This is a genomic window from Corticimicrobacter sp., from assembly GCF_040137905.1.
Classification (GTDB): Bacteria; Pseudomonadota; Gammaproteobacteria; order Burkholderiales; family Burkholderiaceae_B; genus Corticimicrobacter.
In genome coordinates this window covers 1-25150 of the sequence record NZ_JBEFDG010000007.1, presented here as the reverse complement: position 1 = coordinate 25150, position 25150 = coordinate 1, and the positions used below count along the sequence as shown (strand labels likewise).

At 62.1% G+C, this 25150-nt stretch carries 23 protein-coding genes, 1 pseudogene and 1 CRISPR repeat array; of the genes and pseudogenes, 19 read left to right on the top strand and 5 right to left on the bottom strand.

What is annotated here, in order from left to right; genetic code table 11:
- The first annotated feature begins 20 nt into the window (after positions 1–20).
- The 6 genes from ABN482_RS00760 (at position 21) to ABN482_RS00735 (ending at position 7467) form a co-directional block, all read left to right on the top strand.
- Entirely contained in the window at positions 21–1532 is a 1512-nt protein-coding gene (locus ABN482_RS00760) for a DUF2868 domain-containing protein (RefSeq protein ID WP_349502196.1), read from the top strand.
- Positions 1529–2923, top strand: coding sequence for a DUF3482 domain-containing protein (locus ABN482_RS00755; protein ID WP_349502195.1), 1395 nt, complete (start codon positions 1529–1531; stop codon positions 2921–2923). Before ABN482_RS00760 ends, ABN482_RS00755 begins: the two co-directional genes overlap by 4 nt.
- Before the next feature lie 259 nt (positions 2924–3182).
- On the top strand, positions 3183–4613 hold the full coding sequence (locus tag ABN482_RS00750) for a DEAD/DEAH box helicase (RefSeq protein WP_349502194.1): 1431 nt from the start codon (positions 3183–3185) through the stop codon (positions 4611–4613).
- Between the two features lie 143 nt (positions 4614–4756).
- Positions 4757–5383 (top strand): LysE family transporter, encoded by a 627-nt coding sequence (locus ABN482_RS00745; RefSeq protein ID WP_349502193.1) that lies wholly within the window; start codon positions 4757–4759, stop codon positions 5381–5383.
- Between the two features lie 51 nt (positions 5384–5434).
- On the top strand, positions 5435–6964 hold the full coding sequence (locus tag ABN482_RS00740; protein ID WP_349502192.1) for a DNA-3-methyladenine glycosylase 2 family protein: 1530 nt from the start codon (positions 5435–5437) through the stop codon (positions 6962–6964).
- Positions 6961–7467, top strand: coding sequence for a methylated-DNA--[protein]-cysteine S-methyltransferase (locus ABN482_RS00735; protein ID WP_349502191.1), 507 nt, complete (start codon positions 6961–6963; stop codon positions 7465–7467). The genes ABN482_RS00740 and ABN482_RS00735 overlap by 4 nt, the downstream gene beginning before the upstream one ends.
- 34 nt (positions 7468–7501) lie before the next feature.
- Here ABN482_RS00735 and ABN482_RS00730 read toward each other — a convergent pair whose 3' ends face one another.
- The gene (locus ABN482_RS00730) at positions 7502–8203 is read right to left on the bottom strand and encodes a pirin family protein (RefSeq protein ID WP_349502190.1); all 702 of its coding nucleotides are present in this window, start codon (positions 8201–8203) and stop codon (positions 7502–7504) included.
- A gap of 98 nt (positions 8204–8301) precedes the next feature.
- On the opposite strand from ABN482_RS00730, the gene ABN482_RS00725 reads away from it, so the two are divergent.
- The 5 genes from ABN482_RS00725 to ABN482_RS00705 all read left to right on the top strand — a co-directional run bounded on the left by ABN482_RS00725 (position 8302) and on the right by ABN482_RS00705 (position 12821).
- The gene (locus ABN482_RS00725) at positions 8302–9237 is read left to right on the top strand and encodes a LysR family transcriptional regulator (RefSeq protein ID WP_349502189.1); all 936 of its coding nucleotides are present in this window, start codon (positions 8302–8304) and stop codon (positions 9235–9237) included.
- Between the two features lie 138 nt (positions 9238–9375).
- Entirely contained in the window at positions 9376–10992 is a 1617-nt protein-coding gene (locus tag ABN482_RS00720) for a peptide chain release factor 3 (RefSeq protein ID WP_349502188.1), read from the top strand.
- A 9-nt stretch (positions 10993–11001) separates the two neighbouring features.
- Positions 11002–11673, top strand: a complete 672-nt coding sequence (locus tag ABN482_RS00715; protein WP_349502187.1) for a hypothetical protein — start codon at positions 11002–11004, stop codon at positions 11671–11673.
- A 51-nt stretch (positions 11674–11724) separates the two neighbouring features.
- Positions 11725–12192 carry a hypothetical protein gene (locus tag ABN482_RS00710; protein ID WP_349502186.1) on the top strand — a complete coding sequence of 156 codons (468 nt, stop codon included), beginning with the start codon at positions 11725–11727 and terminating at the stop codon, positions 12190–12192.
- 257 nt (positions 12193–12449) lie between these two features.
- Positions 12450–12821, top strand: a complete 372-nt coding sequence (locus tag ABN482_RS00705; RefSeq protein ID WP_349502185.1) for a hypothetical protein — start codon at positions 12450–12452, stop codon at positions 12819–12821.
- On the opposite strand, the gene ABN482_RS00700 is transcribed toward ABN482_RS00705, so the two are convergent.
- The gene (locus ABN482_RS00700; protein WP_349502184.1) at positions 12805–13551 is read right to left on the bottom strand and encodes a YggS family pyridoxal phosphate-dependent enzyme; all 747 of its coding nucleotides are present in this window, start codon (positions 13549–13551) and stop codon (positions 12805–12807) included. The two genes, ABN482_RS00705 and ABN482_RS00700, sit on opposite strands and share 17 nt — an antisense overlap.
- A 125-nt stretch (positions 13552–13676) precedes the next feature.
- Between ABN482_RS00700 and ABN482_RS00695 the strand changes: the two genes are divergently transcribed.
- Together ABN482_RS00695 and ABN482_RS00690 are read left to right on the top strand one after the other, a co-directional pair.
- On the top strand, positions 13677–15443 hold the full coding sequence (locus tag ABN482_RS00695) for a nitrite/sulfite reductase (RefSeq protein ID WP_349502183.1): 1767 nt from the start codon (positions 13677–13679) through the stop codon (positions 15441–15443).
- 65 nt (positions 15444–15508) lie between these two features.
- The gene (locus ABN482_RS00690) at positions 15509–16054 is read left to right on the top strand and encodes a DUF934 domain-containing protein (protein WP_349502182.1); all 546 of its coding nucleotides are present in this window, start codon (positions 15509–15511) and stop codon (positions 16052–16054) included.
- Positions 16055–16120: 66 nt separating this feature from the next.
- Here ABN482_RS00690 and ABN482_RS00685 read toward each other — a convergent pair whose 3' ends face one another.
- Positions 16121–16993 carry an EamA family transporter gene (locus ABN482_RS00685; RefSeq protein WP_349502181.1) on the bottom strand — a complete coding sequence of 291 codons (873 nt, stop codon included), beginning with the start codon at positions 16991–16993 and terminating at the stop codon, positions 16121–16123.
- Between the two features lie 62 nt (positions 16994–17055).
- On the opposite strand from ABN482_RS00685, the gene ABN482_RS00680 reads away from it, so the two are divergent.
- The 6 genes and pseudogenes from ABN482_RS00680 to ABN482_RS00655 all read left to right on the top strand — a co-directional run.
- Positions 17056–17574 (top strand): MarR family winged helix-turn-helix transcriptional regulator, encoded by a 519-nt coding sequence (locus ABN482_RS00680; protein ID WP_349502180.1) that lies wholly within the window; start codon positions 17056–17058, stop codon positions 17572–17574.
- A 227-nt stretch (positions 17575–17801) separates the two neighbouring features.
- A complete protein-coding gene (gene nrdH / locus ABN482_RS00675; protein ID WP_349502179.1) occupies positions 17802–18026 on the top strand; it encodes a glutaredoxin-like protein NrdH in 225 nt (74 codons plus the stop codon).
- A 29-nt stretch (positions 18027–18055) separates the two neighbouring features.
- On the top strand, positions 18056–18460 hold the full coding sequence (gene nrdI / locus ABN482_RS00670; protein ID WP_349502178.1) for a class Ib ribonucleoside-diphosphate reductase assembly flavoprotein NrdI: 405 nt from the start codon (positions 18056–18058) through the stop codon (positions 18458–18460).
- Between the two features lie 5 nt (positions 18461–18465).
- Positions 18466–20673, top strand: coding sequence for a class 1b ribonucleoside-diphosphate reductase subunit alpha (nrdE, locus tag ABN482_RS00665; RefSeq protein WP_502877210.1), 2208 nt, complete (start codon positions 18466–18468; stop codon positions 20671–20673).
- Between the two features lie 48 nt (positions 20674–20721).
- Entirely contained in the window at positions 20722–21705 is a 984-nt protein-coding gene (gene nrdF / locus ABN482_RS00660) for a class 1b ribonucleoside-diphosphate reductase subunit beta (RefSeq protein WP_349502177.1), read from the top strand.
- A 198-nt stretch (positions 21706–21903) separates the two neighbouring features.
- Positions 21904–23432: a CRISPR direct-repeat array (repeat unit 28 nt; unit sequence GTTCACTGCCGTATAGGCAGCTCAGAAA).
- A 33-nt stretch (positions 23433–23465) separates the two neighbouring features.
- Positions 23466–23546: pseudogene (locus ABN482_RS00655) on the top strand (type II toxin-antitoxin system YhaV family toxin); the annotation flags it as partial.
- On the opposite strand, the gene ABN482_RS00650 reads toward ABN482_RS00655, so the two are convergent.
- Together ABN482_RS00650 and ABN482_RS00645 are read right to left on the bottom strand one after the other, a co-directional pair.
- Positions 23541–24842 carry a type II toxin-antitoxin system HipA family toxin gene (locus tag ABN482_RS00650; RefSeq protein ID WP_349502176.1) on the bottom strand — a complete coding sequence of 434 codons (1302 nt, stop codon included), beginning with the start codon at positions 24840–24842 and terminating at the stop codon, positions 23541–23543. The pseudogene ABN482_RS00655 and the gene ABN482_RS00650 overlap by 6 nt on opposite strands.
- Positions 24839–25150: helix-turn-helix transcriptional regulator (locus tag ABN482_RS00645; RefSeq protein ID WP_502877208.1), on the bottom strand; the 312-nt coding region annotated here is incomplete at its 5' end. The genes ABN482_RS00645 and ABN482_RS00650, both read right to left, overlap by 4 nt.

Genomic DNA, 25150 nt, shown 5'->3' with positions numbered 1-25150 from the left:
CATTATAGGAAAATGCAGGGATGATCCCCCATCCCCCACCTGTCGCATCCGCCAGTGCCGATCACTCGCTCAACAGTTGGTGGCAGGCCGAGGCAGTGCGCCTGCGCGAACTGCGCAGCGGCCCGCTGGATGACACCGAAGCGGTGCGTATCGCCAGTATCCGCCACAAAACGCCAACCGACCGGCTGCTGGCCCGGGCCCGCCATCTGGCCGAGAGGGACGGGCTGGCTGCCGCCATCGAGGGATGGCGCAACAACGCCCGATTTCTCGTATTGCTGCTGGCAACGACCGCCATTCTTGCCGGCATCGGCGCGGCGGCAACAGCGCTGGGTGCCGGCACACGCAGCGTCAATCTCCTGTGGGCCTTGGGCAGCCTGCTGGCCCTGCCCTCGCTGACCCTGCTGCTCTGGCTGGCCAGCCTGGCAGCAAGCCATCGCACCAATGCCATCCTGCCTGGCCGCATCTGGCTATGGTGCGCACGCAAGCTGGCCCGCGCCCCCGCCCGACTGCTGACAATCAACGCACTCGTATCGCTCCTGTCCCGACATGGCCTGCTGCGCTGGCTGCTAGGCACTCTCAGTCATGCATGGTGGCTGCTGATGCTGATCACGACCTGCTGCGCCTTGCTGGTCATGCTGTCATTGCGTCGTTATGGTTTCGCCTGGGAAACCACCCTGCTGACACCCGACGCTTTCGTCTCCCTGCTGCAGACCCTGGGCAAGGCGACGGGCCTATTGGGGTTGCCGGCACCGGATGCGGCAGTGATCCGTGCCAGCCATGATGCCGCCGCCCTGCCGGCTGACGCGCATGCCCAATGGTCACGCTGGCTGCTGGGTGCCGTGCTGGTCTATGGCTTGCTGCCACGCATCCCGGCCCTGCTGTTCTGCCTGCTGCGCCTGCAACACGGTCTGTCACGACTCAGCCCTGACTGGCAGTTGCCTGGATGGGCCAGCCTGGAGACACGCCTGCAGTATCGCGCGCCGTCCCCCGTGATTGATGCCCCTGCTCCAGACCAGGATCCGGTCAGGATGCTGGCAGATGTCCACGCTGCCCCCTCCCCACGGCTGACACTGGTCCCGGACAGCCGGATCCTCGCCGGGCTGGAGTTGCCGGATGACCTGCCATGGCCTCCCTCGCCGATGCCCGCCAATGTGACCGATGCCGGCATCGCCGACAGCCGCGCCCAGCGCCACGCCCTGCTCGATGCGCTGTCGCGCCAGCCAGCAGCCCGCCTGCTGCTGTGCTGCGATCCTCGCCAGACGCCGGATCGGGGACTAATGCATCTGATCGCGGAACTGTCCAGGCAGGCAGGCCAGACCCGGCTGCTGTTCTGCGCTCCGCAGCACAACAGCGCCTTTCCAGAAACCATGGACACCCGATACACCGCATTGCCACGACTGGCAGCCTGGCATGACCGCCTGGCCGACGCCGGCCTGCAGTCTCTTCTGGTGGCCCCCGGACCAGCCGATGCCGACACCCTGCGCAAAGTACTGGACTGGCTGGGCGCAACAGATATGGACTCGCACCGATGACAGCGACCACTTCCAAATTGACGCTGGCCATCGTCGGGCACACCAATACCGGCAAGACATCGCTGTTGCGGACCCTGACCCGGGATCCATCCATCGGCGAAGTGGCCGACATGCCCGGCACCACCCGGCATGTGCAACAGGTCACGCTCGATGCCGGCCCGGCAGGCCGCATCGTGCTGGCCGACACACCAGGGCTGGAGGACGGCATCGGCCTGCTCGATTACCTGGACCAGCTCTGCCCGCCTCAGGCGCGCCTCGACGGTCCGGCACGGCTGACGCAATTTCTGGCATCCCCAGGCGCGCACACGCGCTTCGAACAGGAAGCCCGTGTCATTCGGCAACTGCTCGACAGCGATGCGGCTCTCTATGTGATCGATGCCCGCGACCCCGTACTCGGCAAGCATCGCGACGAACTGGCCATCCTGCAGGGCACCGGCCGCCCCTTGCTGCCGGTGCTCAACTTCATGCACGATCCGGGTCAGCGCAGCCAGGCCTGGCGCACGGCACTGGCCCGGCTGGGACTGCATGTCACGGTTGAATTCGACACCGTGGCACCGGAGCTGGATGGCGAAGTCCAGTTGTACGGCAAGCTGGCTACCCTCCTCGATGCGCACAGCCACCTGCTGCAGGGATGGCTGGACACCCTGGCGGCACAACGCCGTCGCCGTCACGATACAGCCGCCAGTCTGATCGCCGAGCTGCTGCTCGATGCCGCTGCATTGCGCCTGAGCTGCGCGCCGGACGAAACCAGCGTACGCCACGCCAGCCAGCAGTTGCAGGATACGGTGCGCCAACGTGAACAGCACTGCGTCAGCGAACTGCTGGCCCTCTATCGCTTCGGCCCTGCCGACTACGCAGCCCATCCGCTTCCGCTGATCGAGGGGCGTTGGGACATGGATCTGTTTCATCCCCAGGCGTTGCGCCATATGGGCATCCGTGTCGGCAAAGGCATGGCGGCAGGTGCCATGGCCGGCGCTGCCGTCGATGTCTTCACTGCCGGACTGAGCCTGGGGGCTGCCGCCATGCTGGGCGCTGCTGCCGGTGGCCTGTGGCAAGGCGCGGAGACCTGGGGAAAACGGCTGGCAGGCCGTCTGCGTGGTAGCCGCGAACTGACCGTGGACGATGCCATCCTGCGGCTGCTGGCCTTGCGCCAGCAATCTCTGGTACAGGCACTGGAAAACCGCGGCCATGCCGCAACCGCCCCCATCGCAGCGGCGCAGGCAACACGCGATACATGGCAGGAAGGGCCGCTGCCTGCTCCCCTGGAAGCGGCGCGAGCCCATCCCGAATGGTCCAGCCTGAGCCCGGACTACGCAGTGGACAGCGAACGCCAGGCCTCAATCACCGCCCTGGCACAGACCCTGGACCTCAATCCGCCGGAAATCGGCTGAACCATTGAGCAGCGACAGCCGTCGCCCCAAGGGGCGTCTTTTGTCTTGGGACGGCTTGGCGACAAAAAGACACATTTACGTGCAGACCCTGCATGTACAATCGCCACATCGCATGCCCTATCCAATCGGCATGCGGCAGCGGGCACCTCAAGGTGCCCCGATCGTTTCGGCAGCATGCCGACCCGTTTTCTCCTTATCGCGTTCCCCCGGATTGGAGCGGTCCAAAGCACGGACTGCAGGCGGAATGCCGGAGCTTCTTTTGTCTACCTCGATTTCCTTTTCCGACCTCGGTCTGGCCGAGCCGTTGCTGCGCGCCATTGTCGAAGCCGGCTACACCCAGCCCACCCCGATCCAGGCCCAGGCCATTCCGCAGGTGCTGCAAGGCGGCGACCTGCTGGCAGCCGCCCAGACCGGTACCGGCAAGACGGCAGGCTTCACCCTGCCTATCCTGCATCTGCTGTCGCAGAGCACTCCCGCACAACGCAAGGCCGGTCGGCCTCGCTGCCTGATCCTGACGCCCACTCGGGAATTGACCGCGCAGGTCGCCGAGTCGGTACAAACCTACGGCAAGCACACCAAGCTGAGTTCAATGGTGATGTTTGGCGGCGTCAATATCAACCCGCAGATCACCGCGCTGCGCAAGCCGCTCGATATTCTGGTCGCCACGCCTGGCCGCCTGCTCGATCACGCCGGCCAGAAAACAGTCGATCTGTCCGGTGTCGAGATTCTGGTGCTCGACGAAGCCGACCGCATGCTCGACATGGGGTTCATCCGCGACATCCGCAAGGTGCTCGCCCTGCTGCCCAAGCAGCGCCAGAACCTGCTGTTCTCGGCCACGTTCTCGGACGAGATCCGTGAGCTGGCCAAGGGCGTGCTGCACAATCCGGGCGAAGTCTCGGTCGCCCGTCGCAACACCGCCTCCGAACTGGTCGAGCAGTCGGTGCATCTGGTCGCCCAGAACCAGAAGCGCGACCTGATCAGCCACATCATCCGCAACCACGGCTGGCATCAGGTGCTGGTGTTCACCCGCACCAAGCACGGTGCCAACCGCCTGGCCGAAAAGCTGGTCAAGGACGGCCTCTCGGCCGCTGCCATTCACGGCAACAAGAGCCAGGCGGCACGCACTCGCGCACTGGCCGGTTTCAAGAGCGGCGACGTGGCCGTTCTGGTCGCCACCGATATCGCCGCACGCGGTCTCGATATCGACCAATTGCCACAGGTCGTCAACTTCGAGCTGCCCAACGTGCCCGAAGACTACGTGCATCGTATTGGCCGCACCGGCCGAGCCGGAGCCTCGGGTGCCGCCATCTCGCTGGTTGCGCCTGACGAGCTTAAGCTGCTCAAGGCTATCGAGCGTCTGATCAACCGCACCATCGAACGTGCACCGGTCGAGGGTTGGACACCGTCCGAAGCAGCCGCCAAGGAATCGGAAGATGCCGAGCGCCGCGAACCCGGTCGAGGTGCCCGCAGCGGCCAGCGCCGGGAAGGCGGCAACCGTGATCGCCAGCCGCGTGCCCCGCGTGCGGACCGGCCCGCCGGTGAAGCCCGCACCGAAGCTTCCGGCAACCGGCCTCGCCAGAACGCCGGCAACGACCGTCGCCCCAGCGATGGGCAGCGCCGGCAGGATGATCGGCGACCGGCCCAGGGCACGGCACGCAGCAGCCGCCCGGCTGCGCTGCTCGGCAAGTAAGCCGCCCTCCTGAATCCAGGATCGGGCGGTCATCGCGGCCGCCTCGTCGATGCGGTCAAAACTGATCTAGAATGATTGGCCTCGCAGCCGATGGACAACACACCGTTGTCCATCGGCTGCTCTTCCTGATGCGCCCACCAATCATGACTCTCTCTACCTGGTTCACCTTCATGCTGGCCGCATGGGCCATCTCCATCTCGCCCGGTGCCGGTGCCGTCTGTTCCATGTCGTGCGGTCTCAAATACGGTTTTCGCAAGGCATTCTGGAATACGCTGGGCCTGATCATGGGCATCATGCTGCAGATCCTCGTTGTCAGTCTGGGGCTGGGTGCCTTGCTGGCCACATCGGAGCTTGCCTTCAGCCTCGTCAAGTGGCTGGGCGTGGCCTACCTGATCTACCTGGGCATCAGGCAGATCAGGGGGCCTACCGGCCCGATTGCCGACGACCCCGTCTCGCCCCATGACGCATCGGCCCGCACACTCTTCACACGCGGCTTCCTGATCAATGCCAGCAACCCCAAGGGCACCGTTTTCCTGCTCGCGGTCGTGCCGCAGTTCCTCAATCCAGGCGCGCCCCTGGCAGGTCAGTATGGCGTCATCGCCGCGACCCTGGCCTTCACCGATCTGGTGGTCATGAGCCTGTATGCCCTGCTGGCGGCCAGGGTGCTGACCCTGCTGCGCAGCCCGCGCCACATCGTCTGGATGAATCGCACGTTCGGCAGCATGTTCGTCCTCGCAGGCGTGGCACTGGCCTCTTTCAAACGCACATAGAAGTCCGAAAACGGCCAGCAGCCCCGAGGGGCACGGTGCTAATCTGCACGCATGCAGCCCACCGACACCGCCCCCCTCTCATTGTCTCCTTCCCTGTGTGAACAGGCGCGTCTCAGCCGTGATCCGCGCTTTGACGGCCTGTTTTTCACGGCGGTCCTCAGCACCGGGATCTATTGTCGGCCGGTCTGTCCCGCCCCGGTACCGCGCCCCGAGAATGTCCGCTACTACGGCAGTGCAGCCGCCGCTGAATCTGCCGGTTTCCGCCCCTGCCTGCGCTGCCGCCCGGAACTGTCCCCCGGCGATGGCAGTTGGCGGCGCGGCGACACCGTACTGGCGCGCGCCCTGAAACTGGTCGAAAGCGGCTTCCTGTCTGAACACGATATCGGTGCCCTCGCCACACGCGTCAACCTGGGCGAACGACAGTTGCGCCGGCTCTTTCACGAACGACTGGGCGCATCGCCGCTGCGCGTGCACCAGACGCGCTGCCTGCTGTTCGCCAAGCAACTGCTGACGGAAACCACCCTGCCCGTGACCGATGTCGCCCTGGCCAGCGGCTTTGGGAGTCTGCGGCGCTTCAATGCAGCATTCCGCGATGCCTACCGGATGCCGCCGGGACAGTTGCGCCGCCAGCATGGCAGGGTGGAGGGTGGCACACTGACGCTGCGGCTCGGCTATCGCCCACCCTACGATTTCGCTGCCATGCTGGACTTTCTCCAGGCCCGCGCCATTCCCGGGGTCGAGCACATCGAGGCCGACAGCTATGCCCGCCTGATCGGCTGCGCCGACACACCAGGCTGGCTGCGGGTATCGGCCCCTGCCGATACCCGCCAGGCATTGCGGCTGGAAATACACGGTGCGGCCCCCGCACAACTGCCCGATATCATTGCGCGCCTGCGCCGCATGTTCGACCTCGACGCCGATCCAGCCGCCATCCATCACACACTGGCGGCCGACCCTCGCCTGCAGCCGTTGCTGCAGCAACGGCCCGGCCTGCGCCAGCCTGGCGGCTGGGACGGTTTTGAAGTCGCGGTTCGTGCCGTGCTGGGCCAGCAGATCAGCGTGGCAGCCGCACGCACACTGGCAACCCGGCTGGTGGAGCGCTATGGGCCGACTGTCGGCGCAGCACCGGAAAAAGGACTGGAGCGCCTGTTCCCCACTCCCGACACCCTGGCCAGCGCCGACCTGACAAGCATCGGCCTGCCCCGGACACGTGCAGCCACACTGCAGGGCGTGGCCCAGGCGCTCCTCGATGGCCGGGTCGATTTTCGCCATGACCGGACACTGGACGATTTCGTGGCCCGCTGGCAGGCCCTGCCCGGCATCGGGCCCTGGACAGCGCAATACATTGCGCTGCGGGCCCTGGGGCATCCCGACGCATTTCCTGCAGAAGACCTGGTGTTGCAGAAAGCCTTGCCCACAGACGGCTCCCGCCTGAGCGCCCGTGCTCTGCTGGAGCAGGCACAGGGCTGGCGTCCCTGGCGTGCCTATGCCGTCATGCACCTGTGGAAACAGGCGGCCGGCGCACCACGCTCCCACATTCCCTCGGAAACACCTCCCACGCCCAGCCTGAGTGCAGCATGATCGCCCATACCCACATCGATAGCCCGCTCGGCCCGCTGCTGCTGGCCGCCAACCGGCACGGCCTGTGCCTGATCGAGTTTCCCTCGACCCGGCACCCTTATCCGCGCACGGGCACCTGGCGCGAGCAACCGGATCATCCTGTGCTGCAACAGGCACGGAGCCAGTTGAGCGAATATTTTGCCGGCCAACGCCGCATCTTCGATCTGCCTCTGGCACCGCAGGGCACGCCTTTCCAAATGACTGTCTGGCAGGCGCTGGCCAGTATTGGCTATGGTGAAACACTCAGTTATGCAGGGCTGGCCGAACGCGTCCGGCACCCTCGCGCAGCACGCGCCGTCGGTGCGGCCAATGGCCGCAATCCCTTGCCCATCGTCCTGCCCTGCCACCGGGTCATCGGCACCAACGGCAGCCTGACCGGCTTTGCCGGCGGCCTGCCGGCAAAGCGCTTCCTGCTTTCACACGAAGGTGCCCTACCGCAGGCAACACTGAGGCCTGGCATGTAGGGTCCCGTTTCGTGGGCAACGGGGCCCGGCCTGCTCAAGGTGCCGTATCGACCAGCACCAGTTCGGCATCTTCGTGCGCCGTAATGTGAATTTCATCCTCATCACGCAGTGCCGCACCATCGCGGGCATGCAACGTCACACCGTTGACTTCGACCCGCCCCGAGGCCGAAACCAGGTAGCCGAAACGATCACGTCCCAGTCGGTAGACCGTGCTTTCCCCGGCCTTGAGCGTCGCCCCGGACACACGGGCATCGGCCCGGATCGGCAAGGCATCGACATCACCGACCATGCCGCTGGCCAGCGACACGAAACGGCCGGAGCGATCCCCCCGGGGAAACGGCTTGGTTCCCCAGCCCGGCGCACCGCCCTTCTGGTCAGGCAGTATCCAGATCTGGAACAGCGTCGTGGTTTCCGACTCCAGGTTGTACTCGGCGTGGCGGATGCCCGTGCCAGCGCTCATCACCTGCACGTCGCCTGCCGCCGTCCGCCCCTTGTTGCCCAGGCTGTCCTGGTGGGAGATGGCACCGGTACGGACATAGGTAATGATTTCCATATCGGCATGCGGATGTGGCGGAAAGCCGGTCTGCGAAGCGATCTCATCGTCGTTCCAGACGCGCAGCGCACCCCATCCCATGCGGGCGGGATCGTGATAGCTGGCAAAGGAAAAGTGATGCCGGGCATTGAGCCAGCCGTGGTCGGCGTGTCCCAGCGATTCGAAAGGTCTGCGTTCGATCATGATGCTGCTCCCTGGAAATGAATTGATGAAGCCAGTTTACGCACCCACCCGAAGCAATGAAATAGAATGAATGGAAAACCATCATTTCGATTATTGACATGAAAAAATTGCCAGACCTGGAAGCCTGGGCCATCTTCGCCAAGGTCGCGGAAACCGGCTCCTTCGCGCGTGCCGCCACGGAATTGGGCCTGTCCCAGGCCACCGTATCGAAAGCCGTCAGCCGACTGGAGCAGCGCCTGCACACCAACCTGCTGCAGCGTACCTCGAGGCGACTGTCACTCACCGCCAGCGGGCAGGCTGCACAGGAACGCGCCGCCCGCCTGCTGCAGGAGGGCGAGGCCATCGAAGCGGACATCACGGAGCAATCCGGCAGTCTGCGGGGACAGATCAGGCTGGCCGTCCCCATGTCGTTCGGCATTGCCCATCTGGCCCCGGCCCTGCCGGATTTCATGCAGGCCCATCCCGACATCAGCCTGGACGTGAATTTCAGCGACGAACAGGTCGATATCGTGGCGGGTGGCTACGACCTGGCATTGCGCATCTCGACGCTCGATGACTCCAGCCTGCTGGCGCTGCGCCTGTGTACCGTCCGCATCCTGCCGGTCGGTGCCCCCGACTGCTTTGCCCGGCATGGGCAGCCCCGCCATCCGCGCGACCTGGCCAGCTTGCCGGCTCTGGAGTACGCCTATGCCCGCAGTGGTCGGACCTGGCAGTTCACGCACCCGCAGCAGGGCGAATTCAGCCAGGTCATGGCCGCGCCCCTGCGCGTGAACAACGCCGACGCACTGCTGCCCGCCCTGCGCAGCGGCCTGGGTCTGGCGCTGCTGCCCGAATTCCTGGTCTGGACAGACCTGCAGACGGGCACCCTGCAAACCTGCCTGCCGGACTGGCAGGCGCACCCGATTGCCCTGTACATCGTCACGCCGCCCGGCAGGCTGCGTCCGACACGCGTACAGGTCCTGATCGATTTCCTGGCAGCCCGCTTCCGGCAACCTCCCTGGGGATGGCTTGAGGGATCCCGCAACCTGCAATAGCGCGACTCGATCTTCACCCTGCAGGGCCATGTGCAGTTGGCTTGTGCGGACACAACGCGCCACGTTTGTTTCCCGCGCCCATATCGGCGAAAATAGCAGGCTAAGCACCATCAACACGCACTTAAAAGAACACCATCCATGTCACATGACGCGCTCCTGCAGGAAGTCTCCAAACGCAGGACTTTCGCCATCATTTCCCACCCTGACGCGGGCAAGACCACGCTGACGGAAAAGCTGCTGCTGTTCGCAGGAGCCATCCAGATCGCCGGCAGCGTCAAGGCACGCAAGGCTTCGCGCCATGCCTCGTCAGACTGGATGGAGATCGAAAAGCAGCGCGGCATTTCGGTGGCCTCGTCGGTCATGCAGATGGAATACCGCGACTGCGTCATCAACCTGCTCGACACCCCTGGGCACCAGGACTTCTCCGAAGATACCTATCGCGTACTGACTGCCGTGGATGCTGCCCTGATGGTGATCGATGCCGCCAACGGTATCGAGCCGCAGACCATTCGCCTGCTGCAGGTCTGCCGTGCACGCAATACCCCCATCATTACCTTCATCAACAAATTCGACCGCGAAGTCCAGGAACCGCTCGATCTGCTGTCCGAAATCGAATCGCACCTCGGCATGGATGCCGTGCCATTCTCCTGGCCCATCGGCATGGGTCGCAAGTTCGGTGGCGTGTTCGACATCCGGCGCAATCAGATGCGCGTCTTCAAGCCGGGCGAAGAGCGCCGTGCCGGTGATGACGAACTGATTGCAGGCCTCGACAACCCCGAGATCGCCCGGCGTTTCGACGAACACTACGACAAGGCCCGCGAAGAGATCGAGCTGGTGTCCGAAGCGGCTCCCGCATTCGACCATGAGGCCTTTCTCGCCGGCAAGCAGACACCTGTTTTCTTCGGCTCGGCCATCAACAACTTCGGCGTACAGGAAGTGCTCGACACCCTGGTCGACTTTGCGCCGTCTCCCGGCTCACGTCAGGCGCTGCAGCGCGAAGTCAGGCCCGACGAAGCCAAGTTCACCGGCGTGGTCTTCAAGATCCAGGCCAACATGGACCCGGCCCACCGCGACCGCGTGGCCTTCGTGCACGTCTGCAGCGGCCGCTTCGAGCGCGGCATGCGCATCAAGGTCAGCCGTACCGGCAAGGACATGCGTCCCAACAACGTGGTGTCTTTCCTGTCGCAGCGACGCGACCTGCTCGACGAAGCCTACGCAGGCGACATCATCGGCATCCCCAACCATGGCGTGTTGCAATTGGGCGACACTCTGACCGAGGGGGAAACACTGCAATACACAGGGTTGCCTTTTTTTGCACCCGAACTGTTCCAGGCAGTCGAGGTCAAGGATCCGCTGCGCACCAAGCAGCTGCGCCACGGCCTGGCCCAGCTCGGCGAGGAAGGCGCGATCCAGGTCTTTCGCCCCGAGGCAGCAGGCGGTGCCCTGCTGCTGGGTGCTGTCGGTCAGTTGCAGTTCGAAGTCGTCGCCCATCGGCTCAAGACCGAGTACGGCGTCGATGCCCGGATGATGCCTTCGCGCTACACGATGGCACGCTGGATCACAGCCGAAGATCCCCGCGCACTGCGCAAATTCATGGATGCCAACGCTGCCCATATCGCCTATGATGTGGTCGATGCGGCCGCTTTCCTGATCACCTCGCATGCTCAGTTGAGGGTGGCCGAAGAACGCTATCCCGAGATCCGCTTCCATGCCATGCGCGAACACAGCGGCCGGGTGTTCGGCAGCAACAATTAAGCACTCTCCATGTCCTGGCGTATCCTGATCCTGATCCTGGCGATTTTCATGGGCCTGTCGGCCTGGGGCGGCATGAAGCTTGGCGACCAGCTTGTCGCCAATGCCCCCATTGCCGAAGCCCCCCCCAACCAGTCCGGCCTGGGTACCGACGAAGCCGTACTGGATGCCGACGGCAAGGCCTACACCGCCCAGCCCCCACAGCCCCGGGTAGACGGCACACTGGGCGTACCGCCCACAGCAGACACCATCCGGACTGCCGACGCCGACAGTGCCCCGCTCAAGTCACTCTTCGATGCCCCCACCGAGGCCAGCATTCTCATCTCGCGTGACCCGCTCACCAAGGATGAACTGGCCCGCATCATGAATCTGGAAGCGGACAGCGCCGGCGTACAGCAACAATTCGTGCTGGTACCACCGCCCGGCCAGAACAACCAGCTCCCGGCACTGCAGCCGCTCGAACTGCCCGCCAGCGAGCAGGCTGCTGCGGCCACGGCAGCCTCGGTCGGCAACGACACGCAGGGCGGCAACTGGCAGCAGGCCCTGCGCGCCGAGCTGGCCCGCTGCGCCGAGACCGGTTTTTTCGAGCGGCCCACCTGTGCATGGAATGCGCGCAATCACTACTGCGAACCCAACAATGGCTGGGGCACGATTGCCGAGTGCCCGCGCCGTAACCGTTTCTGAGCGCAGCCATAGCCCAAGGGCAACGGCGCATCACACACTGCGTATCCTGGCATGAAGATTCCGCCCAGCATGCGCAGTGAGCTCGGCCGCTGGAATGGCGGCAAGGGCATCGACCTGGAAAGCTGGATCGGCTGCGAAGGCAACTTCTCCCTCGCCATTGGATATGCCGCCGCATTCTGGCCCGAGTTCGAAGAAATCTCGGGCTATATCCTGCGGGCCGGCACCCCGGCCAATCTGATCCAGGAATACGAAAAGCGGCTTGGACAGTCTTCCCGCCATCAGGTCGAAGCCACGCTGAACCATATCCACATCGCCGACCTGCACGGTGCCGGCTGCCCGGACATTGCACCTGACAAGCTGCAGACACTGGGCCAGACGCTGCAACAGATGACCGCAGCCAAACTCGCCTGCACCTATCCGGACCGCCCCTGCACAGTGGACCTGCATATCCCGGACGATCCGTTTGCATTCAACGGCTACACACTGACCTTCTGGCAGACATCGCTGCATACGACATGACTGCACCCAAACGTTTTCTCGACACCGGCGACCGGCTGATATCGTTTGCCATAGAAGAAGTCCAGGTCCTGTGCCCACGCTGCAAAAGCCCCGGTATCGTGCAGGCGTCATTTGACAGATATCGGACACCTAGCTGGCACAACCGCTTCAGTTGCACCCAATGCTGCCTTGCCCTGTCCTCCGAAGCCCACCACTGGCTGGGACCGATCAGGTTGCAAGGCCGCCGGCCCTGCGGCTTCTGCGGCCACCAATGGCTCATGCCCTGTCTGCATTACGCCTCCCCGCCGGCCTCCCTGCCCGAGCATCTCACGGCCACCTGTCCGGCATGCAAGCGCCAGACCGAGGTCAGTGTCGCGATGAGCAGGGAACTGCCACAAGACCGCTGCATCGACCCGCACTTCGGCCTGCCGCTCCGATTGACCACGCCGACACGACACGGCACCGTCTGGGCCTACAACCGACGCCACCTGGATGCACTGGACGCTTTCGTGAACGCCGACCTGCGCGAAACGCAAGGTTCCAACTACAGCAACAACACCCTTTTCTCGGTACTGCCCAGATGGATGAAGCTGGCCAAGCACCGCAGCGAGATCGCCAAGGCGCTGCTGAAACTCAGGACGATGCGCTGACCGGTCCGTTCTCGGGCCAGTAATAGGCATCGCCATAAGGCCGGCTGCCGAAAATCGCCGTGCCGATCCGGACCTCGGTCGATCCCTCGGCAATCGCCGTCTCGAAATCCCCGCTCATGCCCATCGACAGACGCGGCAAGGCCAGGCCGGTTTCCTGACGGGCCCGCTCGCGCCACTCGTGCAGCCCACGGAAACAATGACGTACCGAGGCCTCGTCTACCGAATTGATCGCCAGCGTCATCAGACCCTGCACATCCAGTGTGTCGTAAGCCTGCAGCGTCCGCAGAAAGCCAGGCAGCTCTTCGGGTGCCAGGCCGTATTTGCTCGGTTCGGTCGAAGTCTTGAGCTGCACCAGCACGCGGATGCGCCGTCCTTCAGCCTGCAGGCGGCGATCCAGCGCCTGCGCCAGTTCCAGCCGATCGACAGACTGCACCTCGGCTGCCAGCCGGGCCACATCCTTGGCCTTGTTGGTCTGCAGATGACCGATCATGACCCACTCGATACCGCAATCGGCCAGCGGCGTGCTTTTCTGGCGGATTTCCTGGGCCTTGTTTTCGCCAAAGCGGGTCAGTCCCAGCGCCACGGCCTCGCGGATCGCAGCCTCGCCAAAGGTCTTGCTGACCGGCAGCAGGGTGACCTCGTCTGCCGAGCGACCGGCGCGCTCGCAAGCCTGCCCGATGCGCCGCCGGATCGTATCAAGGCGCTGCGCCATGGAATCTTCAATATTCATATAACCATTAGTTTTAAGAAAGCAACGGTTGCCCCAGGATCGTGTCATCATATCCGACCCCACACAAGTGTACTCCGGCACCCCGGGCCTGCCCATGGCAGACGCCATCGCCTACAGGATAGGACATGTATCAATACGCCCCCATCGACCAGCAGCTGATTGAACAGCGTGTACAGCAGTTTGCAGGCCAGACACGCCGCTTTCTGGCGGGCGAGCTGAGCGAGGACGACTTCCGCGTGCTGCGCCTGCAGAACGGCCTGTACATCCAGCGCCACGCCCCGATGCTGCGCGTCGCCGTTCCCTATGGCATGCTGCGCTCGGAACAATTGCGCAAGCTGGCCTACATCGCCCGCACCTATGATCGTGGCTACGGCCACTTCAGCACGCGGCAGAACATGCAATTCAACTGGCCGAAGCTGGAAGACGTCCCCACGATCCTGGGTGAACTGGCCACCGTACAGATGCATGCCATCCAGACCAGCGGCAACTGCATCCGCAACACCACCACCGACCATTTCGCCGGCATCGCCCCCGACGAACACGTCAATCCGCTGGTCTGGTGCGAGATCATCCGCCAGTGGTCCACCTTCCACCCGGAATTCGCCTTCCTGCCGCGCAAGTTCAAGATCGCCGTCAGCGGTGCCGACCACGACCGTGCCGCCGTGGGCGTCAATGACATCGGCCTGCAGGCCACGCAAAAGGACGGCCAGATCGGCTTCAAGGTCTGGATCGGCGGTGGCCTGGGGCGCACCCCCATCGTCGGCAAGCTCATCAACCCCTTCCTGCCCTGGCAGCATCTGCTCACCTATCTGCAGGCGGCCCTGCGCGTATACAACCTGCATGGCCGGCGTGACAACAAATACAAGGCCCGCATCAAGATCCTGGTCAAGGAACTGACCCCGGAAGTCTTCGCCGAACAGGTCCATGAAGAATGGCTGCGCATCAAGGACGGCCCCAACCAGGTCACACAGGCCGAACTCGATGAGATCGCCGGCCGTTTCACCTGGCCCGAGTACGACCCCGCCGCAGCCGATGAGGCAGCCGACTTCAGTGCCGAAGCCGCCACGCACAGCCGCTTTGCCCGCTGGCTGCGTACCAACGTACACCCCCACCGGGAAGCCGGTTACGCCGCCGTGACCATCTCGCTCAAGGCCACCGGCACGCCACCTGGCGACATCACGGCCGATCAGATGGATGCCGTGGCACAACTGGCCGACGACTACGCACTGGGGGAACTGCGCGTCTCCCACGAGCAGAACCTGATCCTGGCGGACGTGCGTCGCAGCCGACTGTTCGAGCTCTGGCAAAAGCTGGAAGCGCTCAGGCTGGCGACCCCCAACATCGGCCTGATCACCAACATCATCGCCTGTCCGGGCGGTGATTTCTGCGCCCTGGCCAATGCCGTGTCGATTCCCGTAGCCGAAGCCATCCAGCACCGTTTCGACGACCTCGACTACCAGTTCGAGATCGGCGAACTCGATCTCAACATCTCGGGCTGTATCAATGCCTGTGGGCACCACCACGTCGGTCATATCGGTATCCTGGGCGTGGACAAGGCCGGTGAGGAGTGGTATCAGGTCACAATCGGCGGTCGCCAGAGTGAACCGGCCCATGCCCTCGCCACGCAACAGCCCACCGATGATACCGTTGCATCGGCACGCGCCGATGGTGCCGCCATCGGCAAGATCATCGGCCGCTCCTTCGCGCGAGCCGAAATCCCCGACGTGATCGAAAAGATGATCCAGACCTACCTGGCACTGCGCGACAGCGAGGTAGAGCGCTTCATCGATGTCGTGGACCGGCTGGGACCGGAACCCTTCAAGGTGGCCGTCTATGGCGACAAGGCTGCAGCACCTGCGGTCGAAGCCAGGACCGCCCCTGCCACCGCCTGATGGACCTGCCGGCAGTCCATAGGTGCTGCCGGCACAACGCCCCACATCCTTTTTTACATCGCGCCATGAGCACAACTGACGCCTCCATCGCCCACCTGATCCTGCACGGCCGCATCAGTCCCGATCCGACCCATGTCTTTACGCCAGAAAGCGCAGAAGGCGCGGCGCTGCCGCCGGACGAACCCGACTGGCTGCTGCCCCTGTCCACCTGGCTGGCCCATCGCGACACGCTGCGTCTACGCAACCATCCTGTCGGCATCCTGTTCCATCCGGACGACGATCCTGCCGAACTGGCCGATGCCGATGGCCAGATCAATCCGCAGGGCATTGCCTATCTGGCCGTGAATTTTCCTGCCTATACCGACGGTCGGGGTTACTCCATCGCCCAGTTGCTGCGCGACAGGCATGGCTGGCGCGGCGACCTGCGGGCACGCGGTGACGTAATGATCGACACGGTGTTCTACCAGGCCCGCTGCGGCTTCGACAGTTTTGTCGTGAAGCCGGAACATGACCCCCAGGAAGCACTCGAAGCACTGGGCAGTTTTACGCAAGCGTACCAGCGCGGTTACCGGGCCCCCGAAGAAGCCAGTGCGCTCAAGGGCGGGCAATAAATTTTTCAGCGTGCTTTTTCCGAGGCCTGCCCGCCATGTGGCAGACAGGCGCTCGACCAAGGTGATCTACCGAGCCCGGGCAGTCGTCCGCTGCACGGCAAACACGCTCACCAGCACCACCACCAGACCGGCAAGCGCCGTACCCGTTATGGATTGCGCCAGCAAGACCCACCCCAACACGACTGCCGTCAAGGGGCTCAGCAGCCCCAATGAGGCAACAGCCACGGTCGGCAAGCGCGCCACGCCCCGAAACCAGAGCGTATAAGCCAGCAAGGCTCCCGCCAGACAAAGGTAGGCATAGGCCGCCCATTGCGACATGGTGAGTACGGGCAGGGGCGGATCCACCCACAGCGCAACCGGCAACAGCATCACGCCGCCGATCAGCAGTTGCCAGCCTGTCAGCGCCAGCACGGGCATGTTCATTTGCCAACGACGTGTCAGCCAGACTCCGGCAGCCATGCAGGCCGCCCCCAGCAAGGCTGCCGCAATCCCCACCGGCTCGAATACCGTCTGCGGAGACAACAGCAGAATGGCCATGCCCGCTACGCCAGCCACCGCCGACCACAATGTCACCCTGGCCGGCACGCGGCCATCCACAGCCCAGGCCAGCAGCATCACCAACAAAGGCTGTATCGCGCTCAGCACCGCAGCCAGGCCACCTGGCAGCCTATAGGCGGCGACAAACAGCAGTGCCTGGAATACGCCGATATTCAATGCCCCCAATACCAGCAAACGCCACCACTGCCGGCGATCCGGCAAGCAGCGTGTAAAAATCAGCAGCAGAATCCCGGCAGGCAGTACGCGGATAAGCGCTGCGGTAAATGGGCGATCCGGTGGCAGCCCTTGTGTTGTGACAATGTAGGTGGAGCCCCAGATCGCGGGTGCCAGCGCGGTCAGCATGACATCACGCCAATAGCCCCATGAGGAAGTCGCATTCATCCAAGTACCTTCAAATCAAGATAAAATAATTGTGCGCACTATTTAACTTGAAGTCAAGACAAATGCCAAAGCCACCACCAACCCGGTTACCCGATAGCGTCGATGCCATCCTCGATCAATGGCGGCGGGAACGCCCCGACCTGGACGCCAGTCCCATGGGACCGATTGGCCGTCTCCAGCGCTGTGCAGCGCTGTTGGAGCAGCGGCTGGAAGCCAGCTTTGCCCACGCCGGCCTGAGTCTCTGGGAGTTCGACATGCTTGCCACGCTGCGACGCGCCGGCGCACCATACCGGTTAAGCCCGACCGAACTGTTTTCCACATTGATGGTGACCTCGGGGACCATGACCCACCGACTCAAGCAACTGGAAAAGCGCGGCTTCATCGAGCGTCTGCCCAATCCACAGGATGCGCGCAGCCTGCTTGTGCAATTGAACGATGTCGGACTGGCACTGATCAATCAGATCGTGGTGCTGCACATCGAAAACGAGCGACGCATCCTGGCCGAATTGTCCGCCGACACACTGGCCAGCCTTGATGCGCACCTGTCCGCATTGCTGCTGACACTGGAGCAGCAGTCATGAACGGCAGCAATACTGTCACGAGCTGTCTTTTTGATTTTGCGTGACACTTTTCTACATCTAGCGGACTGGACAACAAAAAACCCCAGATGTAGTATTCAGTTGTCGTGTCTGTTCAGCGCACGATTTGCCGCCCGACCTCACCGGAGCGGCAGCTTTCTGTTTCACCCAGCATCTGGCTCGCATACTTGTGGGCCAGATGATTTCATCTCAATTCAGGAATCATAATCATGACGATTACTGTATACAGCAAGCCTGCCTGCGTCCAATGCACCGCCACCTACCGCGCACTCGACAGGCTGGGCGTGGACTACATGGTCATCGACCTGGCCCAGGATGAACAGGCGCTGGATACCGTACGCGACATGGGCTATCAGCAGGTACCGGTCGTCGTGGCCGGCAACGACCACTGGTCGGGCTTTCGTCCCGACAAGATCAGCGCCCTGCTGAACTGAGTCCCCCCACGACCGCGCCGGGATCCGCCATGGGAAGGCTCGTCTATTTCTCGACTTCCTCGGAAAACACACACCGCTTCGTCGGCAAGCTCGGCCTGCCGGCCACCCGCATTCCGATCCGCCAGGAAGAGGCACCTTTCACGGTGGACGAACCTTATATCCTGCTGGTCCCCACCTATGGCGGCGGCAACGTCAAGGGTGCCGTCCCGCCCCAGGTCATCCGCTTTCTCAATCACGCGCCCAACCGCGCCCTGATCCGGGGCGTGATTTCGTCGGGCAACACCAACTTCGGCGAGGCCTATTGCATCGCCGGCGACATCATCGCCCAGAAATGCGGCGTACCCCACCTGTATCGCTACGAACTGATGGGTACGCCTGAAGATGTCGATAAAGTCCGTACCGGAGTGACCGAATTTTGGAACCGACAACCTTGACCCCCGTGCCCGGCAGCGACACTGCGCCACACACGCCCGGCCAGCCATCAGGACCGGGCACCGCCCCTCAGCACGCCCGTGCCGGTTCGGCTGCTGCCAATACGGAGCTGGACTACCACGCACTCAATGCCATGCTCAATCTCTACGACGAGCATGACCGGCTGCAACTGGACCGCGACCGTCAGGCGGCACGCCAATACTTTCTGCAGCACGTCAACCAGAACACCGTGTTCTTCCATAACCTCAAGGAAAAGCTCGACTACCTTGTCGAACACGGCTATTACGAAAAGCAGGTCCTGGCGCAGTACGATTTTGCGTTCATCCAGAAACTCTACGATCTCGCCTATGCCAGGCGTTTCCGCTTCCAGACATTCGTCGGCGCGTTCAAGTACTACACCAGCTATACGTTGCGCACGTTCGACGGCAAGCGCTACCTTGAGCGCTACGAAGACCGCGTCTGCATGGTGGCACTGGCTCTGGCAAAAGGTGACGAGGCCTTCGCGCTGAACCTGGTCGACGAGATGATCGCCGGGCGTTTCCAGCCAGCCACGCCGACTTTCCTCAATTGCGGCAAGCAGCAACGCGGCGAGCTGGTCTCGTGCTTCCTGCTGCGCATCGAAGACAACATGGAATCGATCGGGCGCGCCATCAATTCTGCCTTGCAGCTATCCAAGCGCGGCGGCGGCGTGGCGTTCCTGCTGAGCAACATCCGCGAGACGGGTGCCCCCATCAAGCAGATCGAGAACCAGTCATCCGGTGTCATCCCCATCATGAAAATGCTGGAAGACGCCTTTTCCTACGCCAATCAATTGGGTGCCCGCCAGGGAGCCGGTGCGGTCTATCTCAATGCGCACCACCCGGACATCATGCGTTTTCTGGATACCAAGCGCGAGAATGCCGACGAAAAAATCCGCATCAAGACCCTGTCGCTGGGCGTGGTGATCCCCGACATCACCTTTGAACTGGCCCGCGACAACGAGCCCATGTACCTGTTCTCGCCCTACGACGTGGAGCGCGTCTACGGCAAACCATTTGGCGATGTCAGTATCTCGGACACCTATCGTGAGATGGTGGCCGACCCCCGCATCCGCAAGCGCAAGATCAATGCGCGCGAGTTTTTCCAGACCCTGGCCGAGATCCAGTTCGAATCCGGCTACCCGTACATCATGTACGAAGACACGGTCAACCGCGCCAACCCCATCCAGGGCCGGATCAACATGAGCAATCTCTGCTCCGAGATCCTGCAGGTCAACACGCCCAGCACCTACCACGACGACCTGGGCTACACCCATGTCGGCAAGGACATTTCCTGCAACCTGGGATCGCTCAACATTGCCCAGGCCATGGACGGCCCCGATTTCGGCAAGACCGTCGAAACCGCCATCCGGGCGCTGACGGCCGTATCCGATGCCAGCCATATCGGCTCGGTCCCTTCCATTGCGCAAGGCAATGCCGATTCGCACGCCATCGGCCTGGGCCAGATGAACCTGCACGGCTATCTGGCACGCGAGCATATCCACTACGGTTCAGAAGAAGGCATCGATTTCACCAATATCTACTTCTATGCCGTCGCCTACCATGCGATACGTGCCTCCAACCAAATCGCCATCGAGCGCGGCACTGCCTTCAAGGGATTCGAGCACTCGACCTATGCCAGCGGCACCTATTTCGACAAATACATAGAACAGTCCTGGCAACCGGCCACCGAACGCGTACGCACCCTGTTCGAACAGGCGGACGTCGCCATCCCGACGCAGGATGACTGGCGCACGCTGCGCGATTCGGTCATGGCCCACGGCCTGTACAACCAGAACCTGCAGGCCGTCCCGCCCACGGGATCGATTTCGTACATCAACAACGCCACGGCCAGCATCCATCCGATTGCCTCCAAAGTCGAGATCCGCAAGGAAGGCAAGATCGGGCGCGTGTACTACCCCGCCCCCTACCTGAGCGAGGACACCCTGCCCTACTACCAGGATGCCTACGAGATCGGCCCGGAAAAAATCATCGACACCTACGCTGCGGCCACCCAGCACGTCGACCAGGGGCTGTCGCTGACACTGTTCTTCCGCGATACCGCCACCACCCGCGACATCAACAAGGCACAGATCCATGCCTGGCGCAAAGGCATCAAGACCATCTACTACGTTCGCCTGCGCCAGATGGCGCTGGAAGGCACGGAAGTCGAAGGCTGCGTGTCATGCACACTTTGAGCCCCCTGTTTTCAATTGGATGTCGATACGCCCTATAGGAAATCCTGCATGAATACGCCTACCCGCCTGCACGCGCCCCCAAGCAGCGTACGCGCCATCAACTGGAACCGGATCGAGGATGACAAGGACCTGGAGGTCTGGAACCGCCTGACCGGCAATTTCTGGCTGCCCGAGAAGGTACCCCTCTCCAATGACATCCCTTCCTGGGCCACGCTGACACCCGCCGAGCAGCAGCTCACCATCCGCGTATTTACCGGTCTGACGCTGCTCGACACCATCCAGAATACGGTGGGAGCACCCAGCCTGCTGCCCGATGCGCTGACCCCGCACGAAGAAGCGGTGTACACCAATATCTGCTTCATGGAAGCCGTGCATGCCCGCTCGTACAGCTCGATTTTCTCGACCCTGTGCCTGACACCCGACGTAGACGATGCCTACCGCTGGAGCGAGGAAAACGAACACCTGCAAAACAAGTCGCGCATCATCCTGCGACACTACCGCGACAACGACCCGCTGCTGCGCAAGGTCGCCAGCGTGTTCCTGGAGTCATTCCTGTTCTATTCGGGCTTCTACCTGCCGATGTACTGGTCGAGCCGGGCCAAGCTGACCAATACCGCCGACCTGATCCGTCTCATCATCCGCGACGAGGCCGTGCACGGCTATTACATCGGCTACAAGTTCCAGAAATGCCTGGAGCGCGAATCCGAGGCGCGCCGCGAAGAAATCAAGATGGCCGCCTATGAACTGCTGCACGATCTGTACGACAACGAAGTGCGCTACACCGAAGAACTGTATGACGGCGTCGGCCTGACCGAGGACGTCAAGCGGTTCCTGCACTACAACGCCAACAAGGCGCTGATGAACCTCGGCTACGAGGCCCTGTTCCCGGCCAGCGTGACCAACGTGAATCCCGCCATCCTGGCCGCGCTGTCGCCGGGTGCAGATGAAAATCACGATTTTTTCTCGGGCTCCGGATCTTCATATGTCATTGGCAAGGCCGTGGCGACCGAGGACGACGACTGGGCGTTTTGAAGCCAATAGCAGGAAAAGGGGTTGTGCTTGTCTTGTTGACGTGCAAGTACAGGAACCGCCCCTGTACTCGACCCTTTTTTTGATCGCCAGAAAAAGCCCTTATAAAACAATGCCCCACAAAATAGGGCAAAAAAAGGGTTGAAGGCTGTTTTCGTTAAAATGGATTTAATATCAAGCTGTTGTGAATTTTTTCTTGTAGTTCACTGCCGTATAGGCAGCTCAGAAACAAAACCGCCGCCCTTGAGCCATTTTATAGAGGGTTCACTGCCGTATAGGCAGCTCAGAAAGTGGAAGGTTGGGATCGCGAAGATGTGACTGTGTTCACTGCCGTATAGGCAGCTCAGAAAACGCGCACGCATATCGGCGTCGGCCTTATCGGGTTCACTGCCGTATAGGCAGCTCAGAAAGGGCAGACCTTTGCCAGCACCCTGCCCCAGCAGTTCACTGCCGTATAGGCAGCTCAGAAAAATGGCTATGTCAACAAGGTTCTGGCCGGTGCGTTCACTGCCGTATAGGCAGCTCAGAAACTTGTCGGTCGCTCCGTGCCGTCGATTTATCGGTTCACTGCCGTATAGGCAGCTCAGAAAGTCAGGCGCTCGAACTCGATGTGACGATCGATGTTCACTGCCGTATAGGCAGCTCAGAAAGCCAGTCAGGGCCGAGAGGTCCGTCTGACTGAGTTCACTGCCGTATAGGCAGCTCAGAAATTCCCATCCAAATGCACAGCCGCCAGAAAGGCGTTCACTGCCGTATAGGCAGCTCAGAAATGGAGCATCACTGACGGCACGCTTTCAAGCACGTTCACTGCCGTATAGGCAGCTCAGAAAATTGGCAAGTGCTGCTGCAGGTGCTGCAACCAGTTCACTGCCGTATAGGCAGCTCAGAAAGCCCCCACCGATGTCGGCGGGATACGCGCAAAGTTCACTGCCGTATAGGCAGCTCAGAAATGGAGGTTGTCCAGGGTGTGGTGGGCCTGTCCGTTCACTGCCGTATAGGCAGCTCAGAAAGTCGCATCAACGCATCGTGTCGCTGTCGACAGGTTCACTGCCGTATAGGCAGCTCAGAAAAGGATGATGCGCTCGGCGTAGGCGGCAGTTTCGTTCACTGCCGTATAGGCAGCTCAGAAAGGAGACCTGGCAGGAGTATGAGCTTGCGGGCCGTTCACTGCCGTATAGGCAGCTCAGAAAATCAGGCAGCGTGACGTCCTCGCAGACGCCGAGTTCACTGCCGTATAGGCAGCTCAGAAACGCCGCAGCTTCGAACAGCCCAGCGAAACCACGTTCACTGCCGTATAGGCAGCTCAGAAAAGAAAGCGGCACAGGATGCAGCCAGAATCAGAGTTCACTGCCGTATAGGCAGCTCAGAAAGACCAAGCATTCCGACTTCGCCAGCTTCACCGGTTCACTGCCGTATAGGCAGCTCAGAAAAGCAGGCAAATCACGCATGGACGCCAAGAGTGGTTCACTGCCGTATAGGCAGCTCAGAAAAACTCCGGAGGCATCCTCATGAAGATCAAGCGGTTCACTGCCGTATAGGCAGCTCAGAAATGCGTGGATTGTCATGATGCGCGACCCTACGAGTTCACTGCCGTATAGGCAGCTCAGAAATTTCAGCGCGGCAGGCAAAGGCAGCGGGTTTGGTTCACTGCCGTATAGGCAGCTCAGAAAACAATAGGGATGGCCGCAGTGCTGGCAAACGCGTTCACTGCCGTATAGGCAGCTCAGAAAGGCGTCGTTCGTCATGGCAATAACGCGGCACTGTCGGACCCGTATGCGGTATTTGAAAAAATGCTCGGACGCGGCAACCCGCCAGACGACTGGAACGCATTGGTACGATCAAATCTGTGTCAGCGCCACGCCACCTCGCAAGCGCTCTGTCACCGTCCGCCGCACAGCCGGCGGCGCGTCGTGCAACAACACAGGCCATTCGGACTGGGCCTGCCTGACCAGCCCCTTGGCCAGCCGGATGTGATTCGGCACACGGGAGAGCTTGGCCTGTTTCAGCAAAGCCTCCAGTGCATCCCAGTCGAATGCTCGCAACCGGCTGTCAATCGCCCGGTTGACAGCATATTCCGCCGGCTTGACCGACTCAAAGAACGCGCTCACGCACACGGGATCGTAGAGCGGAGACAATACCGGTGAGTGTCCATCGGGATACAGCAACGCCCAGTTCTTGAGATGTGCATCCGTATTGCCCAGCAGGATGAATGCAACAAAGCGATGGATAAATTCGCGTACATCCTCGATCCGGTTTGCAGACAATGCATCCAGCACCCGCAGCATATCGGCATAGTCCGACAGGCCCTTGCCATATTTGTGCTTGGGTGCCAGGCCCAGCACCTGGGCAAACTCTTCCATATGCACACGCAAGCCGCCTGGCCCGCGATCAAAGCGGGGCACTGCCAGGATTGTGTCGAACGGAACCGCTTCCGGGAGTTCCGCCTCTGCCCGTGAAATCACCCGAGCCTGAGCGCAATTCAAGCCGACGGCCTCGCACAGGCGATAACCGGTGTACTCGTTTTCGACCAGATCAGGGTGCCGTGTGGTCGGTAGCTTCAGAATGTACTCGCCCGCGGCACCGTGCTTTTTGACCACATACCGTCGGCCATCATAAATGGCTGAAAATTTGGTGACCACACCTGGTAGCGACGCGGCGTCTTCTACGGGTGCCTCCACAACTGCCGGCTCCAGCACCTCCAGCCCCAATGCCATATGCCATTGGCGCACAGGGTCAGGAACCCCTGCCTGCAAAGGTACGGGTTCCACTTCGATCGCGCCCATCAGGTCATGGCCTGCCGCTGCCAATAACTCGAACTCATCATCAGGCGAACATTTACGCTCATGCGCCAGACGATCCCGATTGTGCCCCTCAGGCAAAAGATTGGCGAAATAGGCCGGCCAGCGGCCATCGCTGCGCACCAGGCGAGCATCCCGGACCGAAGCCAGGATTTCCTGCGTCTGGGCCTCTGTCGCACCACGATATGCCAGCGACAGCAATGGACGATGGGCATCCTGGATATAAGCCTCATCGAAAGACACCCTCAGGATGTCCCCATACTGAGACAAGTATCCTACAGCTCGCCGCGTACGGTCAGGCAGATGCAGATACATGCGCAGATACTTGATGGTTGTGCTCATGGCTGACTCAAAATCTGATCCACCACCGATTTGGGTGCCTCTGCTCCAGCAGGCTGCCCCAGGTATCGACCACCTGACCGCAAAAATGCCTCCAGATCGGCTTTCAAGTGCCTGGGCACCACCAGAAACTCGACATCCAGAACGCGGGCCACCTCCTCAAGCGTAGACACCTGTGGATCAACAGCCCCGGTTTCTATCTTGTTGATGGTCATGCGTGACAGGCCCGCCTGCCTGGCCAGGGCAGCCTGGCTCAAGTTGTGGGCTTGTCGAATATCTTTCAACGCTGACACAATGCTCATGATATATAT

What these genes read in the sequence shown, in the direction of transcription:
- ABN482_RS00760 (WP_349502196.1), top strand. Translation starts at nt 21, where the DNA reads ATGATCCCCCATCCCCCACCTGTCGCATCCGCCAGTGCCGATCACTCG.
- ABN482_RS00755 (WP_349502195.1), top strand. Translation starts at nt 1,529, where the DNA reads ATGACAGCGACCACTTCCAAATTGACGCTGGCCATCGTCGGGCACACC.
- ABN482_RS00745 (WP_349502193.1), top strand. Translation starts at nt 4,757, where the DNA reads ATGACTCTCTCTACCTGGTTCACCTTCATGCTGGCCGCATGGGCCATC.
- ABN482_RS00740 (WP_349502192.1), top strand. Translation starts at nt 5,435, where the DNA reads ATGCAGCCCACCGACACCGCCCCCCTCTCATTGTCTCCTTCCCTGTGT.
- ABN482_RS00735 (WP_349502191.1), top strand. Translation starts at nt 6,961, where the DNA reads ATGATCGCCCATACCCACATCGATAGCCCGCTCGGCCCGCTGCTGCTG.
- ABN482_RS00730 (WP_349502190.1), bottom strand. Translation starts at nt 8,203, where the DNA reads ATGATCGAACGCAGACCTTTCGAATCGCTGGGACACGCCGACCACGGC.
- ABN482_RS00725 (WP_349502189.1), top strand. Translation starts at nt 8,302, where the DNA reads ATGAAAAAATTGCCAGACCTGGAAGCCTGGGCCATCTTCGCCAAGGTC.
- ABN482_RS00720 (WP_349502188.1), top strand. Translation starts at nt 9,376, where the DNA reads ATGTCACATGACGCGCTCCTGCAGGAAGTCTCCAAACGCAGGACTTTC.
- ABN482_RS00715 (WP_349502187.1), top strand. Translation starts at nt 11,002, where the DNA reads ATGTCCTGGCGTATCCTGATCCTGATCCTGGCGATTTTCATGGGCCTG.
- ABN482_RS00710 (WP_349502186.1), top strand. Translation starts at nt 11,725, where the DNA reads ATGAAGATTCCGCCCAGCATGCGCAGTGAGCTCGGCCGCTGGAATGGC.
- ABN482_RS00705 (WP_349502185.1), top strand. Translation starts at nt 12,450, where the DNA reads ATGCCCTGTCTGCATTACGCCTCCCCGCCGGCCTCCCTGCCCGAGCAT.
- ABN482_RS00700 (WP_349502184.1), bottom strand. Translation starts at nt 13,551, where the DNA reads ATGAATATTGAAGATTCCATGGCGCAGCGCCTTGATACGATCCGGCGG.
- ABN482_RS00695 (WP_349502183.1), top strand. Translation starts at nt 13,677, where the DNA reads ATGTATCAATACGCCCCCATCGACCAGCAGCTGATTGAACAGCGTGTA.
- ABN482_RS00690 (WP_349502182.1), top strand. Translation starts at nt 15,509, where the DNA reads ATGAGCACAACTGACGCCTCCATCGCCCACCTGATCCTGCACGGCCGC.
- ABN482_RS00685 (WP_349502181.1), bottom strand. Translation starts at nt 16,993, where the DNA reads ATGAATGCGACTTCCTCATGGGGCTATTGGCGTGATGTCATGCTGACC.
- ABN482_RS00680 (WP_349502180.1), top strand. Translation starts at nt 17,056, where the DNA reads ATGCCAAAGCCACCACCAACCCGGTTACCCGATAGCGTCGATGCCATC.
- nrdH (WP_349502179.1), top strand. Translation starts at nt 17,802, where the DNA reads ATGACGATTACTGTATACAGCAAGCCTGCCTGCGTCCAATGCACCGCC.
- nrdI (WP_349502178.1), top strand. Translation starts at nt 18,056, where the DNA reads ATGGGAAGGCTCGTCTATTTCTCGACTTCCTCGGAAAACACACACCGC.
- nrdF (WP_349502177.1), top strand. Translation starts at nt 20,722, where the DNA reads ATGAATACGCCTACCCGCCTGCACGCGCCCCCAAGCAGCGTACGCGCC.
- ABN482_RS00650 (WP_349502176.1), bottom strand. Translation starts at nt 24,842, where the DNA reads ATGAGCACAACCATCAAGTATCTGCGCATGTATCTGCATCTGCCTGAC.